This is a genomic window from Methanothrix harundinacea 6Ac, from assembly GCF_000235565.1.
Lineage (GTDB): Archaea > Halobacteriota > Methanosarcinia > Methanotrichales > Methanotrichaceae > Methanocrinis > Methanocrinis harundinaceus.
In genome coordinates this window covers 2,401,479-2,416,410 of the sequence record NC_017527.1, presented here as the reverse complement: position 1 = coordinate 2,416,410, position 14,932 = coordinate 2,401,479, and the positions used below count along the sequence as shown (strand labels likewise).

Here is a 14,932-nt window from a genome sequence, read left to right as displayed (position 1 = left end):
CATGGCCGTAATCAGAGGGACGAAGCCGACCAGGGCAGTCCTTATCGCCCTCAAGAGGAGGATCAAGGTCGCTAAGATGGGTCACAATCTTCTGAAGATGAAGCGTGACGGTCTGATGATCGAGTTCTTTGAGGTCCTCAATCAGGCGAGAACCATCCGTCAGGAGCTGGTCGAGGACTTCATAAAAGCTCAGCAGAGCCTCAACATGGCCAAGGCTACCGAAGGTGCCCTCGCTATCAAGAGCGTCGCCTTCGCCCTCCAGAAGGAGCCGGCTGTACAGCTGGAAAGCAGGAACATCATGGGCGTAGTAGTGCCGAAGATTACGGCAGATTCGGTTCAGAAGCAGATGTTCGAGCGCGGATACGGCATCATCGGCACGAGCGCCGCCATCGACGAAGCTGCTGAGGCCTACGAGAGCCTGGTGGATAAGATCATCACGGCTGCAGAGGTGGAGACCGCGCTGATCAAGCTGGTGGAGGACATTGACGCTACCAAGAGACGGGTGAACGCTCTGGAGTTCAAAGTGATCCCCGACATCAAGGATACCGTCAAGTTCATCGGCTTCGCTCTCGAGGAGATGGACAGAGACAACCTCGTCAAGCTGAAGATGCTCAAGGGCAAGGCCCAGAGGGCAGCGAAGGCCGCGGAGGCCGCAAAGCTGGCGGAGTTGGCTGCGACCAAGAAGGCGACAGCCAAGGCGGGATAAGCGTCTCTATGGCTTCATCGTATGGCGAACCTGCTTGAACGAAAGGCGAAAGAGTGGTTTGGAACCCCCGAGAAGAAGGCTAGACTGCTACAGGTTCTGGTCTACATCTCGAACCTGTACGTCATCTTCGGGGTGTTCGTCCTCATTTATGTTCTGTACGGCGATCACCTGATCGCCCTATGGAACTCCTTGAGGTGAAGGCCCGAGGGCGCCCTCTCCCGCAGATCCCGGGGTGGGCACCTCCTGCGGCCTCTATTTTTTGGATTTATCGAAGACGGCCCCGGGCCTGATTCTATTCGCCGATGGGATCAGAAATCGGGCTTCAATGAGCCTAAAAGCAGCTTCTATAGGCCTTCCCCTTCCCCGCCCCTTCCGACCATCGAGGCGGAGGCGACCTCCTTACGCTGGGCGATCCTGTAGCCGCAGATCACCAGCCTCTTCCCCGATACCACCGCGTCCAGCTCGGGGTCTCCGGTATCCACCAGGAGGCGGGGAGTCTCCTTCAGCTTGTGGGGGGTGGCTACGATGATCAGGTTCTCAGGCCCCACCCTTCGGAGGACCCGGGAACTTATCTGCTGGCTTCCCCTCCCCAGGACGAACCCCTGGGCGCCGATGGGGCTCACCACGATCTTCGTCCTCCCCGCCGCCTCGATCGTCCGGAGGAGGTCCTCCTCAGAGGCGTCGCGGCAGATGGTCCGGCCGTCCTGGACGACGTCCACCCCCAGGAGGGTCTTCTCAACTCCGAGGAGCTCGGCGATCTTGGCGGTGGTCGTCCCCGCCCCCAGGATGTAGGCGGAGCCGTCCCGCATGAACTCCGAGGCGAAGGCGGCGATCTCCTCCTTTATCTCCTCCTCGTCGGTGGCGGAGTAGATCTGCTTCCTCTCCTGGACGAGGACCGGCAGGTAGGGGACGGAGGCGACCCCGTAGATCTGGGTATCGAGGGTCCCGGCCCGGTACTTCTCCTCGTCGACGTCCAGGATCTCCGTCTCCCTCGTCCGGAGCACCCCCGCCAGGTATCCCCGGAGGAGCTCCCCCGCCGCCCGGGGGCTCACGGCGAAGACCCCCGAGTGCATCTTGACGCCGGCGGGTATCCCGATGATGGGCACCCTCGATCCCACGACCCCGGCGACGTCCCGGGCGGTCCCGTCGCCGCCGGAGAAGACGATCAGGTCTACCCCCTCCTCGACGAATAATCGGCAGGCGACCCGGGTGTCCTCCGCCGTCGATGGGCCCGAAGGCCGGTGGACGACCCGAGATCGGAGGCCGGCCCTTCGGAGGGACTCCTCCCCCATCTCGCCGGCGGCGGTCAGAAAGAGGGCGTCGAGGTCGGCGAGCCCCGCCAGGGCCGCCGCCGCCCGCTGGGGTGCGACGGGGACCGCCCCCCTGGCCCGGGCCTCCTCGGCGAGGCCGTCGGTCCCCTTGAGGCCGACGGCTCCGCCCATGCCGGCTACGGGGTTGACGAGGAACCCCACCTTCTTCACCAGCCCCACCCCATCAGAACTTGGGGATCTTCGCCAGGGACTGCTTCACCAGCTCCTCGGGGTATTCGTAGTCCACCAGGTTTCCTGCGAAGTAGGCGTCGTAGCTGGAGAGGTCGAAGTGGCCGTGGCCGCTGAGGGAGATGACGATCGTCTTCTCCTCGCCGGTCTTCTTGCAGGCGATGGCGTCGTCGATGGCGGGCTTTATGGCGTGGGAGGACTCGGGGGCGGGGAGGATCCCCTCGGTCCTGGCGAAGGTGACGGCCGCCTGGAAGACCTCGTTCTGGTGGAAGGACATCGCCTCGATGACGCCGTCGTGGACGAGGTTGCAGAGGAGGGGGGCGTCGCCGTGGTATCGGAGCCCTCCGGCGTGGATCGAGGGCGGGATGAAGTCGTGGCCGAGGGTGTACATCTTGAGGAGGGGGGTGAGCTTCGCCGTGTCCCCGAAGTCGTAGGTGTAGATCCCCTTAGTCAGGGTCGGGCAGGCGGCGGGCTCGCAGGCGACCATCCTGATCTCCTTCTTCTCCTTCAATTTGTCGGGGACGAAGGGGAAGCACATCCCGGGGAAGTTGGAGCCTCCGCCGACGCAGCCGTATATGACGTCGGGGTAATCGTCGACGATCGCAAGCTGCTCCTTCAGCTCCTGGCCCTCCACAGTCTGGTGGAGGAGGACGTGGTTTAAGACCGATCCCAATGCGTAGTTGGTGTTGTCGTGGGTCGCGGCGTCCTCGACCGCCTCGGAGATGGCGATCCCCAGGCTTCCGCCGGTGTCGGGGTGCTCCTTCAAGATCATCCTGCCGGCGTTCGTCAGCTCGCTGGGGCTCGCGACGCACTCGGCGCCCCAGACCTGCATGATGGACTTCCGGTACGGCTTCTGGTCGAAGGAGGCCCGGACCATGTAGACCCGGCAGGCGAGGCCGAAGAAGCTCGTGGCCATGGAGAGAGCCGAGCCCCACTGGCCGGCGCCGGTCTCGGTGGCGATCCTCTCGATTCCGGCCTTCATGTTGAAGTAGGCCTGGGCTACGGCGGTGTTAGGCTTGTGGCTCCCGGCGGGGCTCACCCCCTCGTACTTGTAATAAATCTTCGCCGGGGTCTTGAGGTGCTCCTCGAGCCGGTGGGCCCGGAAGAGGGGGGTCGGCCTCCAGAGCTTGAGGATCTCCCGGACCTCGTCGGGAATGTTGATCCACCGCTCGGTGGACATCTCCTGACGGATCAGCTCCTTCGGGAAGATCGCCTCCAGGTCAGTTGGAGACAGGGGCTTTCCCGTCTGGGGGTGGAGGGGCGGGTCCAGGGGGGTCAGGAGGTCTGCGGCGACGTTGTACCACCGCTTCGGCATCTCTTCTTCATCCAGCAGAATTTTAGTTTGCAAAGGCGTATCCTCCAGAAACGATGAGTTTTGATGTACTCTAATGTGCATTGGGGTAATGATGGCGGCGTTATTTAAGGGTTTTGGGGACTCTTTCTCTCTCTAAATTTCAACAATAAAGTCCGTTATCGATCCGTCCTCCCATCCCGTCATCTCATCATCGAACCCCGGGGGGTCGGGTCAAGCTTTATCTATTTTGGCGGAGATCTCCCTGGCCATGGCAGGTCTAACCCTCTCTGAGAAGATCTTCTCTCGAGCCTCGAAGAAGGTGGTGAGGGCCGGGGAGTTCGTGATGGCCGATATAGACAGGGCCATGGTCCACGACATCACCGGCCCCCTGGCGGTGAAGGGGTTTTATGAGATCGCAGGCGAGGACGCGCACGTCTGGGATCCCGAGAAGATAGTGATCCTCTTCGACCATCAGGTCCCGGCAGATAGCCTCGCCGCCGCCGAGAACCACATCATGCTCCGGAGCTTCGCGGCCTCGCAGGGGATTCTCAACTACGACGTCTTCGAGGGGGTCTGCCACCAGGTGATGCCGGAGAAGGGGCACGTCCTCCCCGGCGACCTCATCGTCGGCTCCGACTCTCACACCTGCGCCTACGGCGCCCTGGGGGCCTTCTCCACCGGGATAGGCAGCACCGACATGGCCTCGGTCTTCGCCACGGGGAAGCTCTGGTTCATGGTCCCCGAGACCTTGCGGCTCAGGGCCGAGGGGACGCTTCCCCGACTCGTCACCTCCAAGGACGTCATCCTGAGGATGATCGGCGACATCGGCGCCGACGGCGCCACCTACCAGGCCTGCGAGTTCGCCGGCTCCGCGGTATCGAGGATGTCCGTCCCCGAGAGGATGACGATGACGAACATGGCGATCGAGATGGGGGGGAAGGCCGGCCTCGTCGACCCCGACGAGACGACTCTGGGTTACATCCGAGAACGGGTGCCGGACTTCGACGGCGAGAGGGTCCTCCACGGCGATGAGGACGCCTCCTTCACCGAGCGGGGCTGGGAGGTCTCCGACCTTCCGCCCCAGGTCGCCGTCCCCCACAACGTCGACCACGTCGTCCCCGCCGGGGACCTCGCCGGGACGAAGATCGACCAGGTCTTTCTCGGCTCCTGCACCAACGGCAGGTTCGAGGACCTAGCCCTCGCCGCCGAGGTGATGAGAGGCGAGCCCGTGGCCCGGGGGGTGCGGATGGTGGTGATCCCCGCCAGCAGGACTGAGTACATGAAGGCCCTCCGGGCGGGGCTCGTCGAGAAGTTCATGGAGGCGGGGGCCATAGTCGAATCCCCCTGCTGCGGCCCCTGCATGGGCGGAAGCTTCGGCCTCCTCGGGGACGGGGAGGCGTCCCTCTCCACCTCGAACCGGAACTTCCAGGGCCGCCAGGGGAGCCCCAAGGCCCGGGTCTACCTCTGCTCCCCGGCGACGGCGGCGGCCGGGGCGATCACCGGGGAGATCAACGACCCGAGGGAGATCTGATCCGAAGCCGGTAGCAGGTCCGATCCCGACGGCCTCGACCACCGAAGCTCTCTTGGATGATCCGTTAACATGAAAGTCGCCTTCAAGCTCGGCTACCTCGGCCGGGGCTACCACGGCTTCCAGCTCCAGCCCGCCGCCCCCACCGTCCAGGCCGTGGTAGGCCGCGCCCTCCGGTCCCTGGGGATAAACGACGGGAGCTTCTGCTACGCCGGGAGGACCGACCGGGGGGTATCTGCCCTCGGCCAGGTTATCGACTTCTACGTCCAACCCGCCAAGGCCGATCTCGCCGTCCCCCGGGTCGTAAACAGCCGGCTCCCCACCGACGTCTGGGCCTGGGCCTGGGCCCCCGTCCCCGAGAACTTCAGCGCCCGCCACGCCGCCCTCTGGCGGGAGTACCGGTACCACCTCCCCGGCGGCGGCCTCGACCTCGAGGCGATGCGGGAGGCGGCAGGAGAGCTCCTCGGCGTCCACGACTTCAGAAACCTCTCTTCGGAGAAGAGGGGGCCATCGATCCGGAACCTGATGAAGCTCGATCTGACGGAGGAGAGGGGGATCGTCGTCATCGACGTCAGGGCCGACGGCTTCCTCTGGAACATGGTGAGGAAGATGGCGAAGGTCCTGGAGCTGGTGGGGTCCGGAGACCGGGACCTGGCCTGGGTCGAAGCCCTCCTCGATCCCCGGACCAACCGGGGGGTCGCCCCCGCCCCGGCGGAGGGGCTGGTCATGATGGACGTCGGATACCCCGGAGTAAATTGGAATATCGAGCCCTACTCCATGAGGATGGCAAAGGAGAGGCTAGACAAGGCCTGGAAAATAGATCTGGCCCTGGCGGAGGCGACGGGGGTCCTCGCCAGGTCCATGGAGGAGCTCAGAGGATGATCTCGATCCCCAGCTCCTCGGCCAGCTCCTTGTAGCGGTTCCGGATGGTGACCTCCGTCACCCCGGCGACGTCCGCCACCTCGCGCTGGGTCCTCCGGTCGCCGCAGAGGATAGAGGCGATGTAGATCGCCGCCGCCGCGACCCCCGTGGGGCCCCGGCCGCTCGTCAGCTCCTTCTCCGCCGCCTGGCGGAGGATCTCGATCCCCTTCGCCTGGACCTCGCCTTTCAGGCTCAGCCCGGAGCAGAACCGGGGTATGTAGTCGATGGGGCTCGTAGGCATCAGCTTCAGGGCGAGCTCCCGGGATACGAACCTGTAGGTCCTGCCGATCTCCTTCCTCGAAACCCTCGAGACCTCGGCGATCTCGTCTAAGGTCCTGGGGACGTTGCACTGCCGGCATGCGGCGTAGAGGGCGGCGGCGGCGACCCCCTCGATGGACCTTCCGCGGATCAGGTTCTTGTCGACGGCCTTTCTATATATCACGGCGGCCGTCTCCCTCACGTTCCGGGAGAGGCCCAGGGCCGAGGCCATCCTGTCCAGTTCGGACAACGCGAAGGCGAGGTTCCGCTCCGTGGCGTTGCTGACCCGGATCCGCCGCTGCCACTTTCGGAGGCGGTAGAGCTGGGCTCGGTTCTTGGATGATATCGTCTTGCCGTAGGAGTCCCGGTTCCTCCAGTCTATCATCGTCGAGAGGCCCTTGTCGTGGATGGTGTAGGTCATGGGAGCGCCGACCCTCGACCTCTTCATCCTCTGGTCGTGGTCGAAGGCCCTCCACTCAGGCCCCTGGTCGATGAAGTTCTCGTCGATGACGAGGCCGCAGTCGGAGCAGACCAGCTCCGCCCTCTCGTAGTCGTGGACGAGGGCGTGGCTACCGCACTCAGGGCACTCGACGATGAACTTCTCGAACTCGTCTACCTTCTCCTTCTCCCGCCTGAGCTTGATCTTCTCCTGGATCTTCTCCTTCTCAGACCGTTCGATCTCCCTAATCTTTTCTATTTCTTCCACCAAATCCGCGCTCCTCGAAATAGAGTTTCTTTCCCAGGTGAACTTCCGGATCGACGTTCTTATAAGGTTTGACGACGACGTAGGGCCGATCCGTAGGGCCGAATATGTCAAAAACCCGGCCGATCTTGAATTTCTTCTGATCTACGACGACAGAATTGATCTTCGGCAGCTCTTCCTTCTTTTCACCGCTGGCTTCAACGCGCACTATCAACTTCTTCTGGACGGAGTGATGGGTGGTCCCCAACCTCTTCAACCGGTCACCTCACCCCAACTTGTTCGGGCTCAAGCTATATAAATGTTCCGCAAACATTTTATTCGATGACTCCACCTCTCCGGGACTCAAAGTTTATCTCCTCCGAGGGACGTCCATGGGGGTTATGTTCGAAAGGCTTCCAACCGTCCCCACCTCCCAGGAGCTGGTGGACCGGGCTTTCAGACGGTCGAAGAGGGCGGCGACGGGTAAGAAGAAGGACGAGGCGATGCTGATGACCGCGGGGAACATCCTCGCCGACAATCTGACGAACCTGGTCCGAAAGTACCCCTCCTTCATGAACATCCCCCCCTTCTACCACGACCTCGCCGACGCCGCCGTGGGGGTGGATGAGATGAGGGTCCACCTCTCCCGGGTATCCTGGGCCGGCTCCACCATCAGGTCGATAACCCGGGACCACCTGACCAGGATGAAGGGGGCACAAGATAAGCCCTTGGTGAGGAGGGCCGCCTTCGGGAGGATGGCCTCGGTGATGAAGTCGATCGACCCGGACCTCCTCTTCCTCAACGACGCCCGCCAGAAGCTGAGGGTTCTGCCGACGGTCGATCCGGACCTCCCCACCATCATCGTCGCTGGATACCCGAACGTCGGGAAGTCGAGCTTCATCTCCGCCGTCAGCGGGGCGCGGCCGGAGATCGCGAGCTATCCGTTCACGACCCGGGGGGTGGGGGTGGGCCACTTCACCCGGGGCCATCAGAGGTACCAGGTGGTGGACACCCCCGGGCTCCTGGACCGTCCCTTATCGGCGAAGAACGAGATCGAGCTTCAGGCGGTGGCAGCCCTCAGGCACCTCCGGGGCGCCGTCCTCTTCATCCTCGACCCGAGCGAGTACTGCGGCTTCTCCCTGGAGGAGCAGCTCCGCCTCCTCGCCGACGTGAAGAGCTGGCTCAGCCTCCCGGTCCTGGTGGTGGCGAACAAGGTCGACCTCGCCGGCTACCAGGGGGCGGAGATGGGGATGTCCACCCTCAGCGGCGACGGCGTAGCCGAGGTTCTGGACCGGATGGTGGAGATGCTGGAGTCGCTCGAGGGCGGCGAGCTGGAGAATAGAAAAGAGGGGTAGGCCCGGGATCTCAAGGCCGTCCTAGGCCCCGGTCATGCGTTCTTTTTGATGATGTAGTTGACCATCGCCGGGGAGAGCTTCGACTCCCAGGATATCCTCGAGGAGATCTCTTCTACCTTCAGGCCGTCGGACTGGAGGCGCGTTATCCTCTCTATCATCTCGTCGTCGATGACGAAGTACTCGTCGATGTCCTTCCGGTGGCCCCAGACGTCCCCCTCGATGATCTCCACCCCCTGGGTCTCCAGGAAGGCCCGGGCCGTTGTCGGCATGTTCCTGTAGTACGATGGCGGGACCTGGACGGCCCGGAGGCGGGGACTGTACTGGAGGAGCCTGAACATGTCGGTGCTGGAGGCCCTGTAGGCCAGGTGGACGGTATGATCGCCTCGCGTGAGGTCTTTTATCTCATCCTTGGAGCTCACTATCCTGATCTTAATCATGATACCACCAAAATCCCTGCGGGAGGTTCTGAACCACCCGCTCCCTCAAGCCGCCTGCTTTATCATGTACCTGACCATCGCGGGGGAGAGCTTCGACTCCCGGGAGACTCGGCCGGCGATCTCTTCGAGGTTGACCCCTTCGGACTGGAGGGAGGTTATCCTCTCCATCACCTTGTCGTCCACGGTGTAGTACTCGTCGATGTCCTTCCGGTGGCCCCAGACGTCCCCCTCGACGATCTCGACCCCCTGCATCTCCAGAAACATCTGGCCGGCGTGGGACATGGTCTTGTAATACGAGGAGGGAACCTGGATCGCCTTCAGTCTGGGACAGGTCTGGAGGAGCCTGAATATATCGGTGTTGGAGGCTCTGAAGGCCAGGTGTATAATCTGCTCGTTTCGGTTCAGCTCGTCGATCTCCTTCTTAGAACTCACGACTCGGATCTTCATCACGGGATCACCTCTGCTATAACAGGTTGTTGTTCATCGCATTTAAGTTTATTCAATTCCAACATTTATGCTCGAAAAAAGCAAAAACGCGCCCCCCTCCGCCGCCAGGTCCGAGCCCCCCCCAACTTATGGCCGGATATGAAGATGACGGCCCATCTGGATTAAACGTTTCCTATTCTCCGAACGATTCCGCGGGGTTGAGCCTCATGACCAGGAGCTCCTCGAAGAAGTACCTCTCGCGAAGGACGACCTCGACGGCGAGCCCCTCGGCTCGCGCCTTCGCCTCCACCTCCCCGGGGCCGCAGAGGCTCGATAGGAGGAGGAGGGCGCGCCCCCCCGCCGGCTCCAGGTGGTCTTTCAGCCCCTCCAGGAACCGGCATATCGTCTCCCTCCCTGTCTCTCCGCCGTCGAAGGCGAAGTTGAGCCACCCCTCCAGAACCTCCTCCTCCCCCGTCGGGAGGTACGGAGGGTTGAAGAGGATGAGGTCGAACCGCTGCCGGATCCCGGAGAAGAGGTCGGCCCGGACGGCATCGACCCCCGTCCCCCGGAGGGAGCCCAAGGCGGCGGGGTTGACGTCGGTGGCGACGACCCGCCGGGCCCGGGGGAGGAGGGCCCTGGATATGATGCCGCTGCCGCACCCGATCTCCAGGACCCGATCCTCGGGGGTCACCTCCTCCAGGGCGGCGGCGAGGAGGAGGCGGGAGTCCTCAGCCGGCTCGTAGACCTCGTCCCCCGGGGCCGCCCCTCTCCCCCTCCCGGGGGGTCGGCCCGTCAATCCACCGCCTCGGTCTTTCCGAGCCAGAGGTCCTGGCCCCCCGATCCCCGGGACTCCGTCCAGCCCGTCATCGCCATCGCCCCGTCGCCCGTCGGGACGATGGCCCTCCCCAGGTCGAAGCCCGGCCCCCCGAAGGTCGCATCCCAGACCTTCTCGCCGGCGGAGCTGACCGAGAGGAGCCAGACGTCCTGATCGGCGGCGCCCCGGGTGTAGCCGACGACGACGAGGCCGCCCCCCGCCTCCAGGGCCTGCCAGCCCCCGTCCTCCCCGGGTCCCCCCATCGTCTCCTCCCAGACCTTCTCCCCCTGGAGGTCGGTCTTGAGGAGGAGGAGGTCCCTCCCGCTCGACCCCTCAGAGGCCGTCGTCCCGACGATGAGGTAGCCGTCCGCCACCTTCAGGACGGAGTTTCCCCTCTCGTCGCCGCCCTTTCCGAAGGTCTTCTCCCAGATCCTCGCCCCCTCCCGGTCCGTCTTGACGAGCCAGACGTCCTTGCCTCCCCCCCCGTAGGACTCGGTCGTCCCGACGGCGACGTAACCGTCCGCCACCTCCAGGATCGAGGAGAGGCCGTCGTTCTTGGACCCGCCGATGGCGACCTCCCAATCCGGGTTCCCGTCGGGGTCGGCGAGGAGGATCCAGCCGTCGGACCCCCCCGAGCCCCGGGAGGTGGTGGACCCGGCGACGAGGTATCCCCCCTCCGTCTTCACCAGGGCCGACCCCCCAGTCCGTCCCCCGCCCCCCCGAAGGTCTTCGACCACCTCTCGTAGCCGTCGGAGTAGGTCTTGAGGAGGAGGAGGTCTCTTCCGCCGCCTTCCCCGGAGGAGGAGACCCCCGCCACCACGTACCCGTCCTCCACCTCCAGGACCGCCCACCCCTCCTCGTCCCCAGGGCCGCCGATCGTCCTATCCCACTCCAGCTCCCCCTCGGAGTCGGTCTTCACCAGCCAAAGGTCCCGGCCGCCGCCCCCCCGGGAGGTGGTGTAGCCCGCGACGATGATCCCGCCGTCGGCCGTCTCCTGGAGGGAGATCCCCCTCTCCTCCCCCGGGCCGCCGAAGGCCTTCTCCCAGAGGAGGTCCGGGGCCTGGCCGAGGGCGGGCTGGAGGAGGAGGAGAGCTGCCCCCACCAGGGCTGCAAGCCTCCGGGGGCGTTCTGGGGACGCCCCATCCCATCCAAGATCGTCCGGTCCCATCCTCACCAAGCCGTCCATTCAATTCAGCTCTAAATATATCGATCGAAGGCGATGAATATCATCAGGATCAGGGCGGGGACGGCCCAGAGGAACCCCCCTCCGGATCCGGGGGCGGTCTGCGGCCCGGCGGAGGGGGGATCACGCCCCTCTTCCCGCCCAGGTGCCTCCTCGGCGGTGGCCTCCTCCTCCTCCTCGACGGTGATCCTCAGCCGCGAGGACTCGAGGGTGCAGGCGGTCCCCCGGTCGTCCCGGTAGCAGACGGTGGTGGCCGGGATGGTGAAGCTCCCCGGCTCCGGGCACGACAGGTTGTAGACGATCGCCGCCTCCTCCCCCGGCAGGAGGAGGAGGGAGAGCTCCGTCTCCCCCCCGACGAGGGTCGCCCAGGGGGGGACCGTCTCCTGGAGGGAGGCCTTAGCCCTCCGGTTCCCCGCGTTCTTCGCCGTCACCGTCACCGTCACCTCCTCCCCCACCCCGACCCTGGAGGTGGAGGCCCTCTTCTCCACCTCCACCAGGGGTCCGACGACGTCGACGACGGGGGCCATCGACCTCACCCGGTACCCCTTCCCGTCGACGGAGTAGGTCGCCTCCGCCGGGGGGAGGGCCTGCCCCTCCCCCGGCCTCTTCGCGGTGACGGTGTAGCTCGCCCCCTCGCTCTCCCCCGGGGGGACCGTCATCCTCCACTCCAGGGTGGCCCCCGTCAGGAAGTCTCGGCCCACCGAGTCGGTGAGGACCACCTCCTGGGGCCTGGGGCCGGTGTTGCTGACGGAGAGGTGGACGTAGCTCTCCTCGCCGAACCGGACCTCCTCCTCAGCGTATTTGAAGACCCGGAGGGGGCCGAAGATCTCGAGGCTCGTCCCGCCCACCGCTTCGTGGACCCCCCCCTCGGGGTCGAGGTAACGGGCCCTCGCCTCGACCCGGAGCTCCTGGGGCCCCGCCACCGGCGGCCCTCTGAAGCTCACCCTCAGGGGCTCGACCTCCCGGGTGGAAGGGTCCTCGTCCCAGACCTCCCCCGGGGCGAGGCTGGATATCGAATGCCTCGCCGAGGGGATCCCGGGGCCGAAGGCCACCTCCAGCTCGACCTCCTCCGCCGCCGCCATCCCGACGTTCTCCACCTCAACCTCGAGCCTCGCCCGATCCCCTCCCCGGTAAGCCTCCTCCTTCGGTACTACCCGGACGGTGAGGTCGGGGACCGCCCGGAGGATGAGGGCGACCCGGGCCCGGGGCTCCGCCGATCCGTCCAGGAGGTAGTCTCTCATCATCACCTCCTCGGCCCTCACCATCACCACGTCATCGAAGGAGAAGCTCTCCCCCGGCCCCAGGGCTCGGGTGGCGATCAGCTCGTCCCCCTTCCGGAGGTGGAGCATCACCATCCTCGGCGTCCTCTCCTCGGGGGTGAAGTCCGCCACCTCCAGGCTATAGCCTCCGATGGAGAGGGCCTCTCCCCAATGGAGCTCCCCCTCCGCCCGGTCCCCCCACTCCACCGCCGTCCCGATCATCGATGCCAGGAGAAGATATGCCAGGAGGGCTCTCATCGGAATCAACGCCTGAAGAAGAGGATGTAGATGGCCAGGATCGCCGCCGCGGCGGATACGACCAAGGTCGACCCTGCGGGGCTCGAGGCCGCCTCCCGGTCGGGTTCCGGGGAGCCGGTCGCCTCCGTCCTTCCGGCGTCTCCCCTCTCCTCTCGGGATTCGGCCGCCTCCGCCTTCGGATCAGCTCCGGCGGGGGTTGCGGACCCCTCCCCCTCAGCCGCCGGGGGCGTCTCCCTCACCGTCTTCGCGGTAGAAGGGGAGGCGCCGGCCTTCGGGGTGTCGGCCTTCGCCTCCACCTCCTCGAAGGTCATCCCCGCGGGGGCGTAGAAGGTGATCGCCTCCTTCCCGCTGATCCGGATCGTCTTCCTCTTCTCGTACTCGATCTTCGTCGCCGGGTCCTGCCACCTCACCGCCAGGACGTGGGTCCCCTCCTCCAGGTCGAACTTGCCGAAGTCGGTGGTGCTCTTCTTCTTCGCAGTCTTCAGCTTCTCGTATACGCCGTCGACGTAGAGGTACGCCTCCAGATCCTCGTCGTTGTCGTTCCTCAACATCACGTTGACCTCGAACTTCTCCGCCCCCTTGTTCTGGGCGGCGTATAGGGTGACCGCCGTCGTCCCCTCCACCTCCACCGCCAGGTCCTCCCGGTGGGTCTTCTTGGTGTCGTCGTCCCACCAGCTGATCCTGAAGTCGTGGGGTCCGGCCGCCAGCTCGTAGCTCCCGAACTTCTTCTCCTTCTCCTTGGGGACCTCCTCGGTCCCCACCAGCTCCGAGTCGATGAAGAGGGATATGCTCAGGGCGTCGTCGTCCCGGTTGAAGACGTAGACGACCGCCTCGGCGGTCTTCTCCACCTCTTCCGAGGCGGAATAAGCCTCCGGCTCCGCTTCTCCCGGCTCCACCTCCGGGGCGGAGGGGCCCGGGGCCGGAGCTTCCCCATCAACGGCTGCGGCGGGGGGGGTCACCTCCTCTCCGGAGGGCTCGGCCTCTGGGACCACATCGATCTCGCCGTACTCGTTCGCCTCCAGCCCCGCCGACCCGAGGACGAGGGCGGATGAGATCAGGAGGAGGAGGAAGGCCCGCCCGAGGAGGTGCCTGGTGCCCGCCCCGGCCCTATGAGAGATCCCCGTCATGTAGAACGTCCATATTTAGACCTGATCGTTTATGAATTATGCGTCCCGGGGTCAGTTTTTGAGGGGGGCCGGCGCCGTTACGGCCTTCGGCGGCGATTTCGATCTTCCCAAATCTTAAATATATACGGCCACCAAATTCCGATCAGGATCGGGGTTGGCGAAGGATTTGATGACGGATATAATGGGGCTCTGCCGATGGCCTGTGCTTCTCCTCGCATTCGCGGCAGCCGTCCTCAGCTCTGGCTCCTGGGCGGCGGAGGCCGCGGGCTCCGAGGCGGCGGGGCTCGTCCTGGACGTTTACGTCGACGACGCCGGCAAGGCCCTGGTGACGGGATACGCCATGAGGATCGACGGACTGGCCTTCCTCAACGGTTCCGAATACCAGTACGATGAGGAGGCCCGCCAGCTCTACGCCGTGACCAACTCCCTCACCGCCAAGAGGGGGGACGACTGGGAGATCGGTCTATCCGCCGCTGGCAGCTACGGCGAGTATCACGTCACCTTTTACCTCTCGGAGAAGGTCCAGCTCACCAACATCACCGGCACCGAGGGGATCGATTACCTCGTCTCCTCCTCCTCCAGCGAGTCCTTCCTGGTGGAGTTCCACGGCTACGACGTATCGAGCCCCGCCGCCACCATAAGGTACCGCCAGCCCGTCGGCGGCGGGGGGGCGGCTGTGGAATCCCTCCCGCCGGTGGGGGCCTCCAGGCCCCGCCTCCTCCTGGCGGGGGCGGTGATCGTCGTCCTCGCCGTCCTCGGAGCCGCGAGCCTGGGGGGGTGGGGTAAGGCCCGTCCCCTCCCGCTGGGGGAGGCCTCCGCCGGGGCCGGTCCAGAGGAGGCGTCCGGGGCGGCCCTGGCGGTCTCAGCCCCCACCGAGCCCCCGGACCCCGGATCATCCCCTGCCGGCACGGGGGGGGCTCGGATCTCGGGGGAGATGGCGGCGGTGATGGATACCCTCACCGATAGGGAGAGGTCTGTCCTGGAGGCGCTGATGAAGAACGAGGGGAAGATGACCCAGGCCGATATCAGGTACGAGACGGGGATCCCCAAATCCTCCCTCACCGGGATCATCGTCTCCCTGGAGAGGCGGAATATCGTGACCAAGAAGGAACGGGGAAGGACGAACGTCATCGAGCTGTCGGAGCGGCTCAACTGGGGTGGAGGGAGATGAGGCGGATCTTCATC

17 protein-coding genes are annotated in these 14,932 nt (G+C 65.1%); 6 read left to right on the top strand and 11 right to left on the bottom strand.

From position 1 onward, the window contains the following. Nucleotide 1: 1 nt before the first annotated feature. Nucleotides 2-706 carry a V-type ATP synthase subunit D gene (locus MHAR_RS11455; RefSeq protein WP_014587781.1) on the top strand — a complete coding sequence of 235 codons (705 nt, stop codon included), beginning with the start codon at nucleotides 2-4 and terminating at the stop codon, nucleotides 704-706. A gap of 21 nt (nucleotides 707-727) precedes the next feature. After that, the gene (locus MHAR_RS13800) at nucleotides 728-904 is read left to right on the top strand and encodes a hypothetical protein (protein WP_187287825.1); all 177 of its coding nucleotides are present in this window, start codon (nucleotides 728-730) and stop codon (nucleotides 902-904) included. 146 nt (nucleotides 905-1,050) lie between these two features. Here MHAR_RS13800 and MHAR_RS11450 read toward each other — a convergent pair whose 3' ends face one another. Further along, nucleotides 1,051-2,187, bottom strand: coding sequence for an ATP-NAD kinase family protein (locus tag MHAR_RS11450; RefSeq protein ID WP_014587780.1), 1,137 nt, complete (start codon nucleotides 2,185-2,187; stop codon nucleotides 1,051-1,053). Nucleotides 2,188-2,200: 13 nt separating this feature from the next. After that, nucleotides 2,201-3,553: a TrpB-like pyridoxal phosphate-dependent enzyme gene (locus MHAR_RS11445; RefSeq protein ID WP_014587779.1), complete on the bottom strand. Its 1,353-nt coding sequence runs from the start codon at nucleotides 3,551-3,553 to the stop codon at nucleotides 2,201-2,203. A gap of 214 nt (nucleotides 3,554-3,767) precedes the next feature. Between MHAR_RS11445 and MHAR_RS11440 the strand changes: the two genes are divergently transcribed. Both MHAR_RS11440 and truA read left to right on the top strand, forming a co-directional pair. Continuing rightward, the gene (locus MHAR_RS11440; protein ID WP_048145090.1) at nucleotides 3,768-5,030 is read left to right on the top strand and encodes a 3-isopropylmalate dehydratase large subunit; all 1,263 of its coding nucleotides are present in this window, start codon (nucleotides 3,768-3,770) and stop codon (nucleotides 5,028-5,030) included. A 69-nt stretch (nucleotides 5,031-5,099) separates the two neighbouring features. Further along, a complete protein-coding gene (gene truA / locus MHAR_RS11435; protein WP_014587777.1) occupies nucleotides 5,100-5,909 on the top strand; it encodes a tRNA pseudouridine(38-40) synthase TruA in 810 nt (269 codons plus the stop codon). Here truA and MHAR_RS11430 read toward each other — a convergent pair. Both MHAR_RS11430 and MHAR_RS11425 read right to left on the bottom strand, forming a co-directional pair. After that, nucleotides 5,899-6,849: a transcription initiation factor IIB gene (locus MHAR_RS11430; RefSeq protein WP_394296397.1), complete on the bottom strand. Its 951-nt coding sequence runs from the start codon at nucleotides 6,847-6,849 to the stop codon at nucleotides 5,899-5,901. The two genes, truA and MHAR_RS11430, sit on opposite strands and share 11 nt — an antisense overlap. Before the next feature lie 40 nt (nucleotides 6,850-6,889). Then, nucleotides 6,890-7,165: an H/ACA ribonucleoprotein complex subunit GAR1 gene (locus MHAR_RS11425; protein WP_014587775.1), complete on the bottom strand. Its 276-nt coding sequence runs from the start codon at nucleotides 7,163-7,165 to the stop codon at nucleotides 6,890-6,892. Nucleotides 7,166-7,289: 124 nt separating this feature from the next. Between MHAR_RS11425 and MHAR_RS11420 the strand changes: the two genes are divergently transcribed. After that, on the top strand, nucleotides 7,290-8,243 hold the full coding sequence (locus MHAR_RS11420; RefSeq protein ID WP_052301036.1) for an NOG1 family protein: 954 nt from the start codon (nucleotides 7,290-7,292) through the stop codon (nucleotides 8,241-8,243). Nucleotides 8,244-8,275: 32 nt separating this feature from the next. On the opposite strand, the gene MHAR_RS11415 is transcribed toward MHAR_RS11420, so the two are convergent. The 7 genes from MHAR_RS11415 to MHAR_RS11390 all read right to left on the bottom strand — a co-directional run bounded on the left by MHAR_RS11415 (nucleotide 8,276) and on the right by MHAR_RS11390 (nucleotide 13,747). Further along, complete coding sequence (locus tag MHAR_RS11415; protein WP_014587773.1) at nucleotides 8,276-8,680, bottom strand: DUF1699 family protein; 405 nt, start codon at nucleotides 8,678-8,680, stop codon at nucleotides 8,276-8,278. Between the two features lie 45 nt (nucleotides 8,681-8,725). Continuing rightward, the gene (locus tag MHAR_RS11410; protein WP_048144668.1) at nucleotides 8,726-9,127 is read right to left on the bottom strand and encodes a DUF1699 family protein; all 402 of its coding nucleotides are present in this window, start codon (nucleotides 9,125-9,127) and stop codon (nucleotides 8,726-8,728) included. 172 nt (nucleotides 9,128-9,299) lie between these two features. Beyond that, on the bottom strand, nucleotides 9,300-9,902 hold the full coding sequence (locus tag MHAR_RS11405) for a HemK2/MTQ2 family protein methyltransferase (protein WP_014587770.1): 603 nt from the start codon (nucleotides 9,900-9,902) through the stop codon (nucleotides 9,300-9,302). Further along, nucleotides 9,899-10,606, bottom strand: a complete 708-nt coding sequence (locus tag MHAR_RS12650; protein ID WP_014587769.1) for a hypothetical protein — start codon at nucleotides 10,604-10,606, stop codon at nucleotides 9,899-9,901. Before MHAR_RS12650 ends, MHAR_RS11405 begins: the two co-directional genes overlap by 4 nt. Next, nucleotides 10,603-11,088, bottom strand: a complete 486-nt coding sequence (locus tag MHAR_RS12645; RefSeq protein ID WP_143763416.1) for a hypothetical protein — start codon at nucleotides 11,086-11,088, stop codon at nucleotides 10,603-10,605. Before MHAR_RS12645 ends, MHAR_RS12650 begins: the two co-directional genes overlap by 4 nt. Before the next feature lie 29 nt (nucleotides 11,089-11,117). After that, complete coding sequence (locus MHAR_RS11395; RefSeq protein ID WP_014587767.1) at nucleotides 11,118-12,620, bottom strand: DUF11 domain-containing protein; 1,503 nt, start codon at nucleotides 12,618-12,620, stop codon at nucleotides 11,118-11,120. Nucleotides 12,621-12,625: 5 nt separating this feature from the next. Then, the gene (locus MHAR_RS11390; RefSeq protein WP_014587766.1) at nucleotides 12,626-13,747 is read right to left on the bottom strand and encodes a hypothetical protein; all 1,122 of its coding nucleotides are present in this window, start codon (nucleotides 13,745-13,747) and stop codon (nucleotides 12,626-12,628) included. Nucleotides 13,748-13,916: 169 nt separating this feature from the next. Between MHAR_RS11390 and MHAR_RS11385 the strand changes: the two genes are divergently transcribed. After that, nucleotides 13,917-14,918: a helix-turn-helix transcriptional regulator gene (locus MHAR_RS11385; protein WP_143763415.1), complete on the top strand. Its 1,002-nt coding sequence runs from the start codon at nucleotides 13,917-13,919 to the stop codon at nucleotides 14,916-14,918. Nucleotides 14,919-14,932: the final 14 nt, after the last annotated feature.

Bases quoted from the DNA above. Each gene is read 5' to 3' on its own strand.
- MHAR_RS11455 (WP_014587781.1), top strand. From the start codon at position 2: ATGGCCGTAATCAGAGGGACGAAGCCGACCAGGGCAGTCCTTATCGCC.
- MHAR_RS13800 (WP_187287825.1), top strand. From the start codon at position 728: ATGGCGAACCTGCTTGAACGAAAGGCGAAAGAGTGGTTTGGAACCCCC.
- MHAR_RS11440 (WP_048145090.1), top strand. From the start codon at position 3,768: ATGGCAGGTCTAACCCTCTCTGAGAAGATCTTCTCTCGAGCCTCGAAG.
- truA (WP_014587777.1), top strand. From the start codon at position 5,100: ATGAAAGTCGCCTTCAAGCTCGGCTACCTCGGCCGGGGCTACCACGGC.
- MHAR_RS11420 (WP_052301036.1), top strand. From the start codon at position 7,290: ATGTTCGAAAGGCTTCCAACCGTCCCCACCTCCCAGGAGCTGGTGGAC.
- MHAR_RS11415 (WP_014587773.1), bottom strand. From the start codon at position 8,680: ATGATTAAGATCAGGATAGTGAGCTCCAAGGATGAGATAAAAGACCTC.
- MHAR_RS11410 (WP_048144668.1), bottom strand. From the start codon at position 9,127: ATGAAGATCCGAGTCGTGAGTTCTAAGAAGGAGATCGACGAGCTGAAC.
- MHAR_RS12645 (WP_143763416.1), bottom strand. From the start codon at position 11,088: ATGGGACCGGACGATCTTGGATGGGATGGGGCGTCCCCAGAACGCCCC.
- MHAR_RS11395 (WP_014587767.1), bottom strand. From the start codon at position 12,620: ATGAGAGCCCTCCTGGCATATCTTCTCCTGGCATCGATGATCGGGACG.
- MHAR_RS11390 (WP_014587766.1), bottom strand. From the start codon at position 13,747: ATGACGGGGATCTCTCATAGGGCCGGGGCGGGCACCAGGCACCTCCTC.
- MHAR_RS11385 (WP_143763415.1), top strand. From the start codon at position 13,917: ATGACGGATATAATGGGGCTCTGCCGATGGCCTGTGCTTCTCCTCGCA.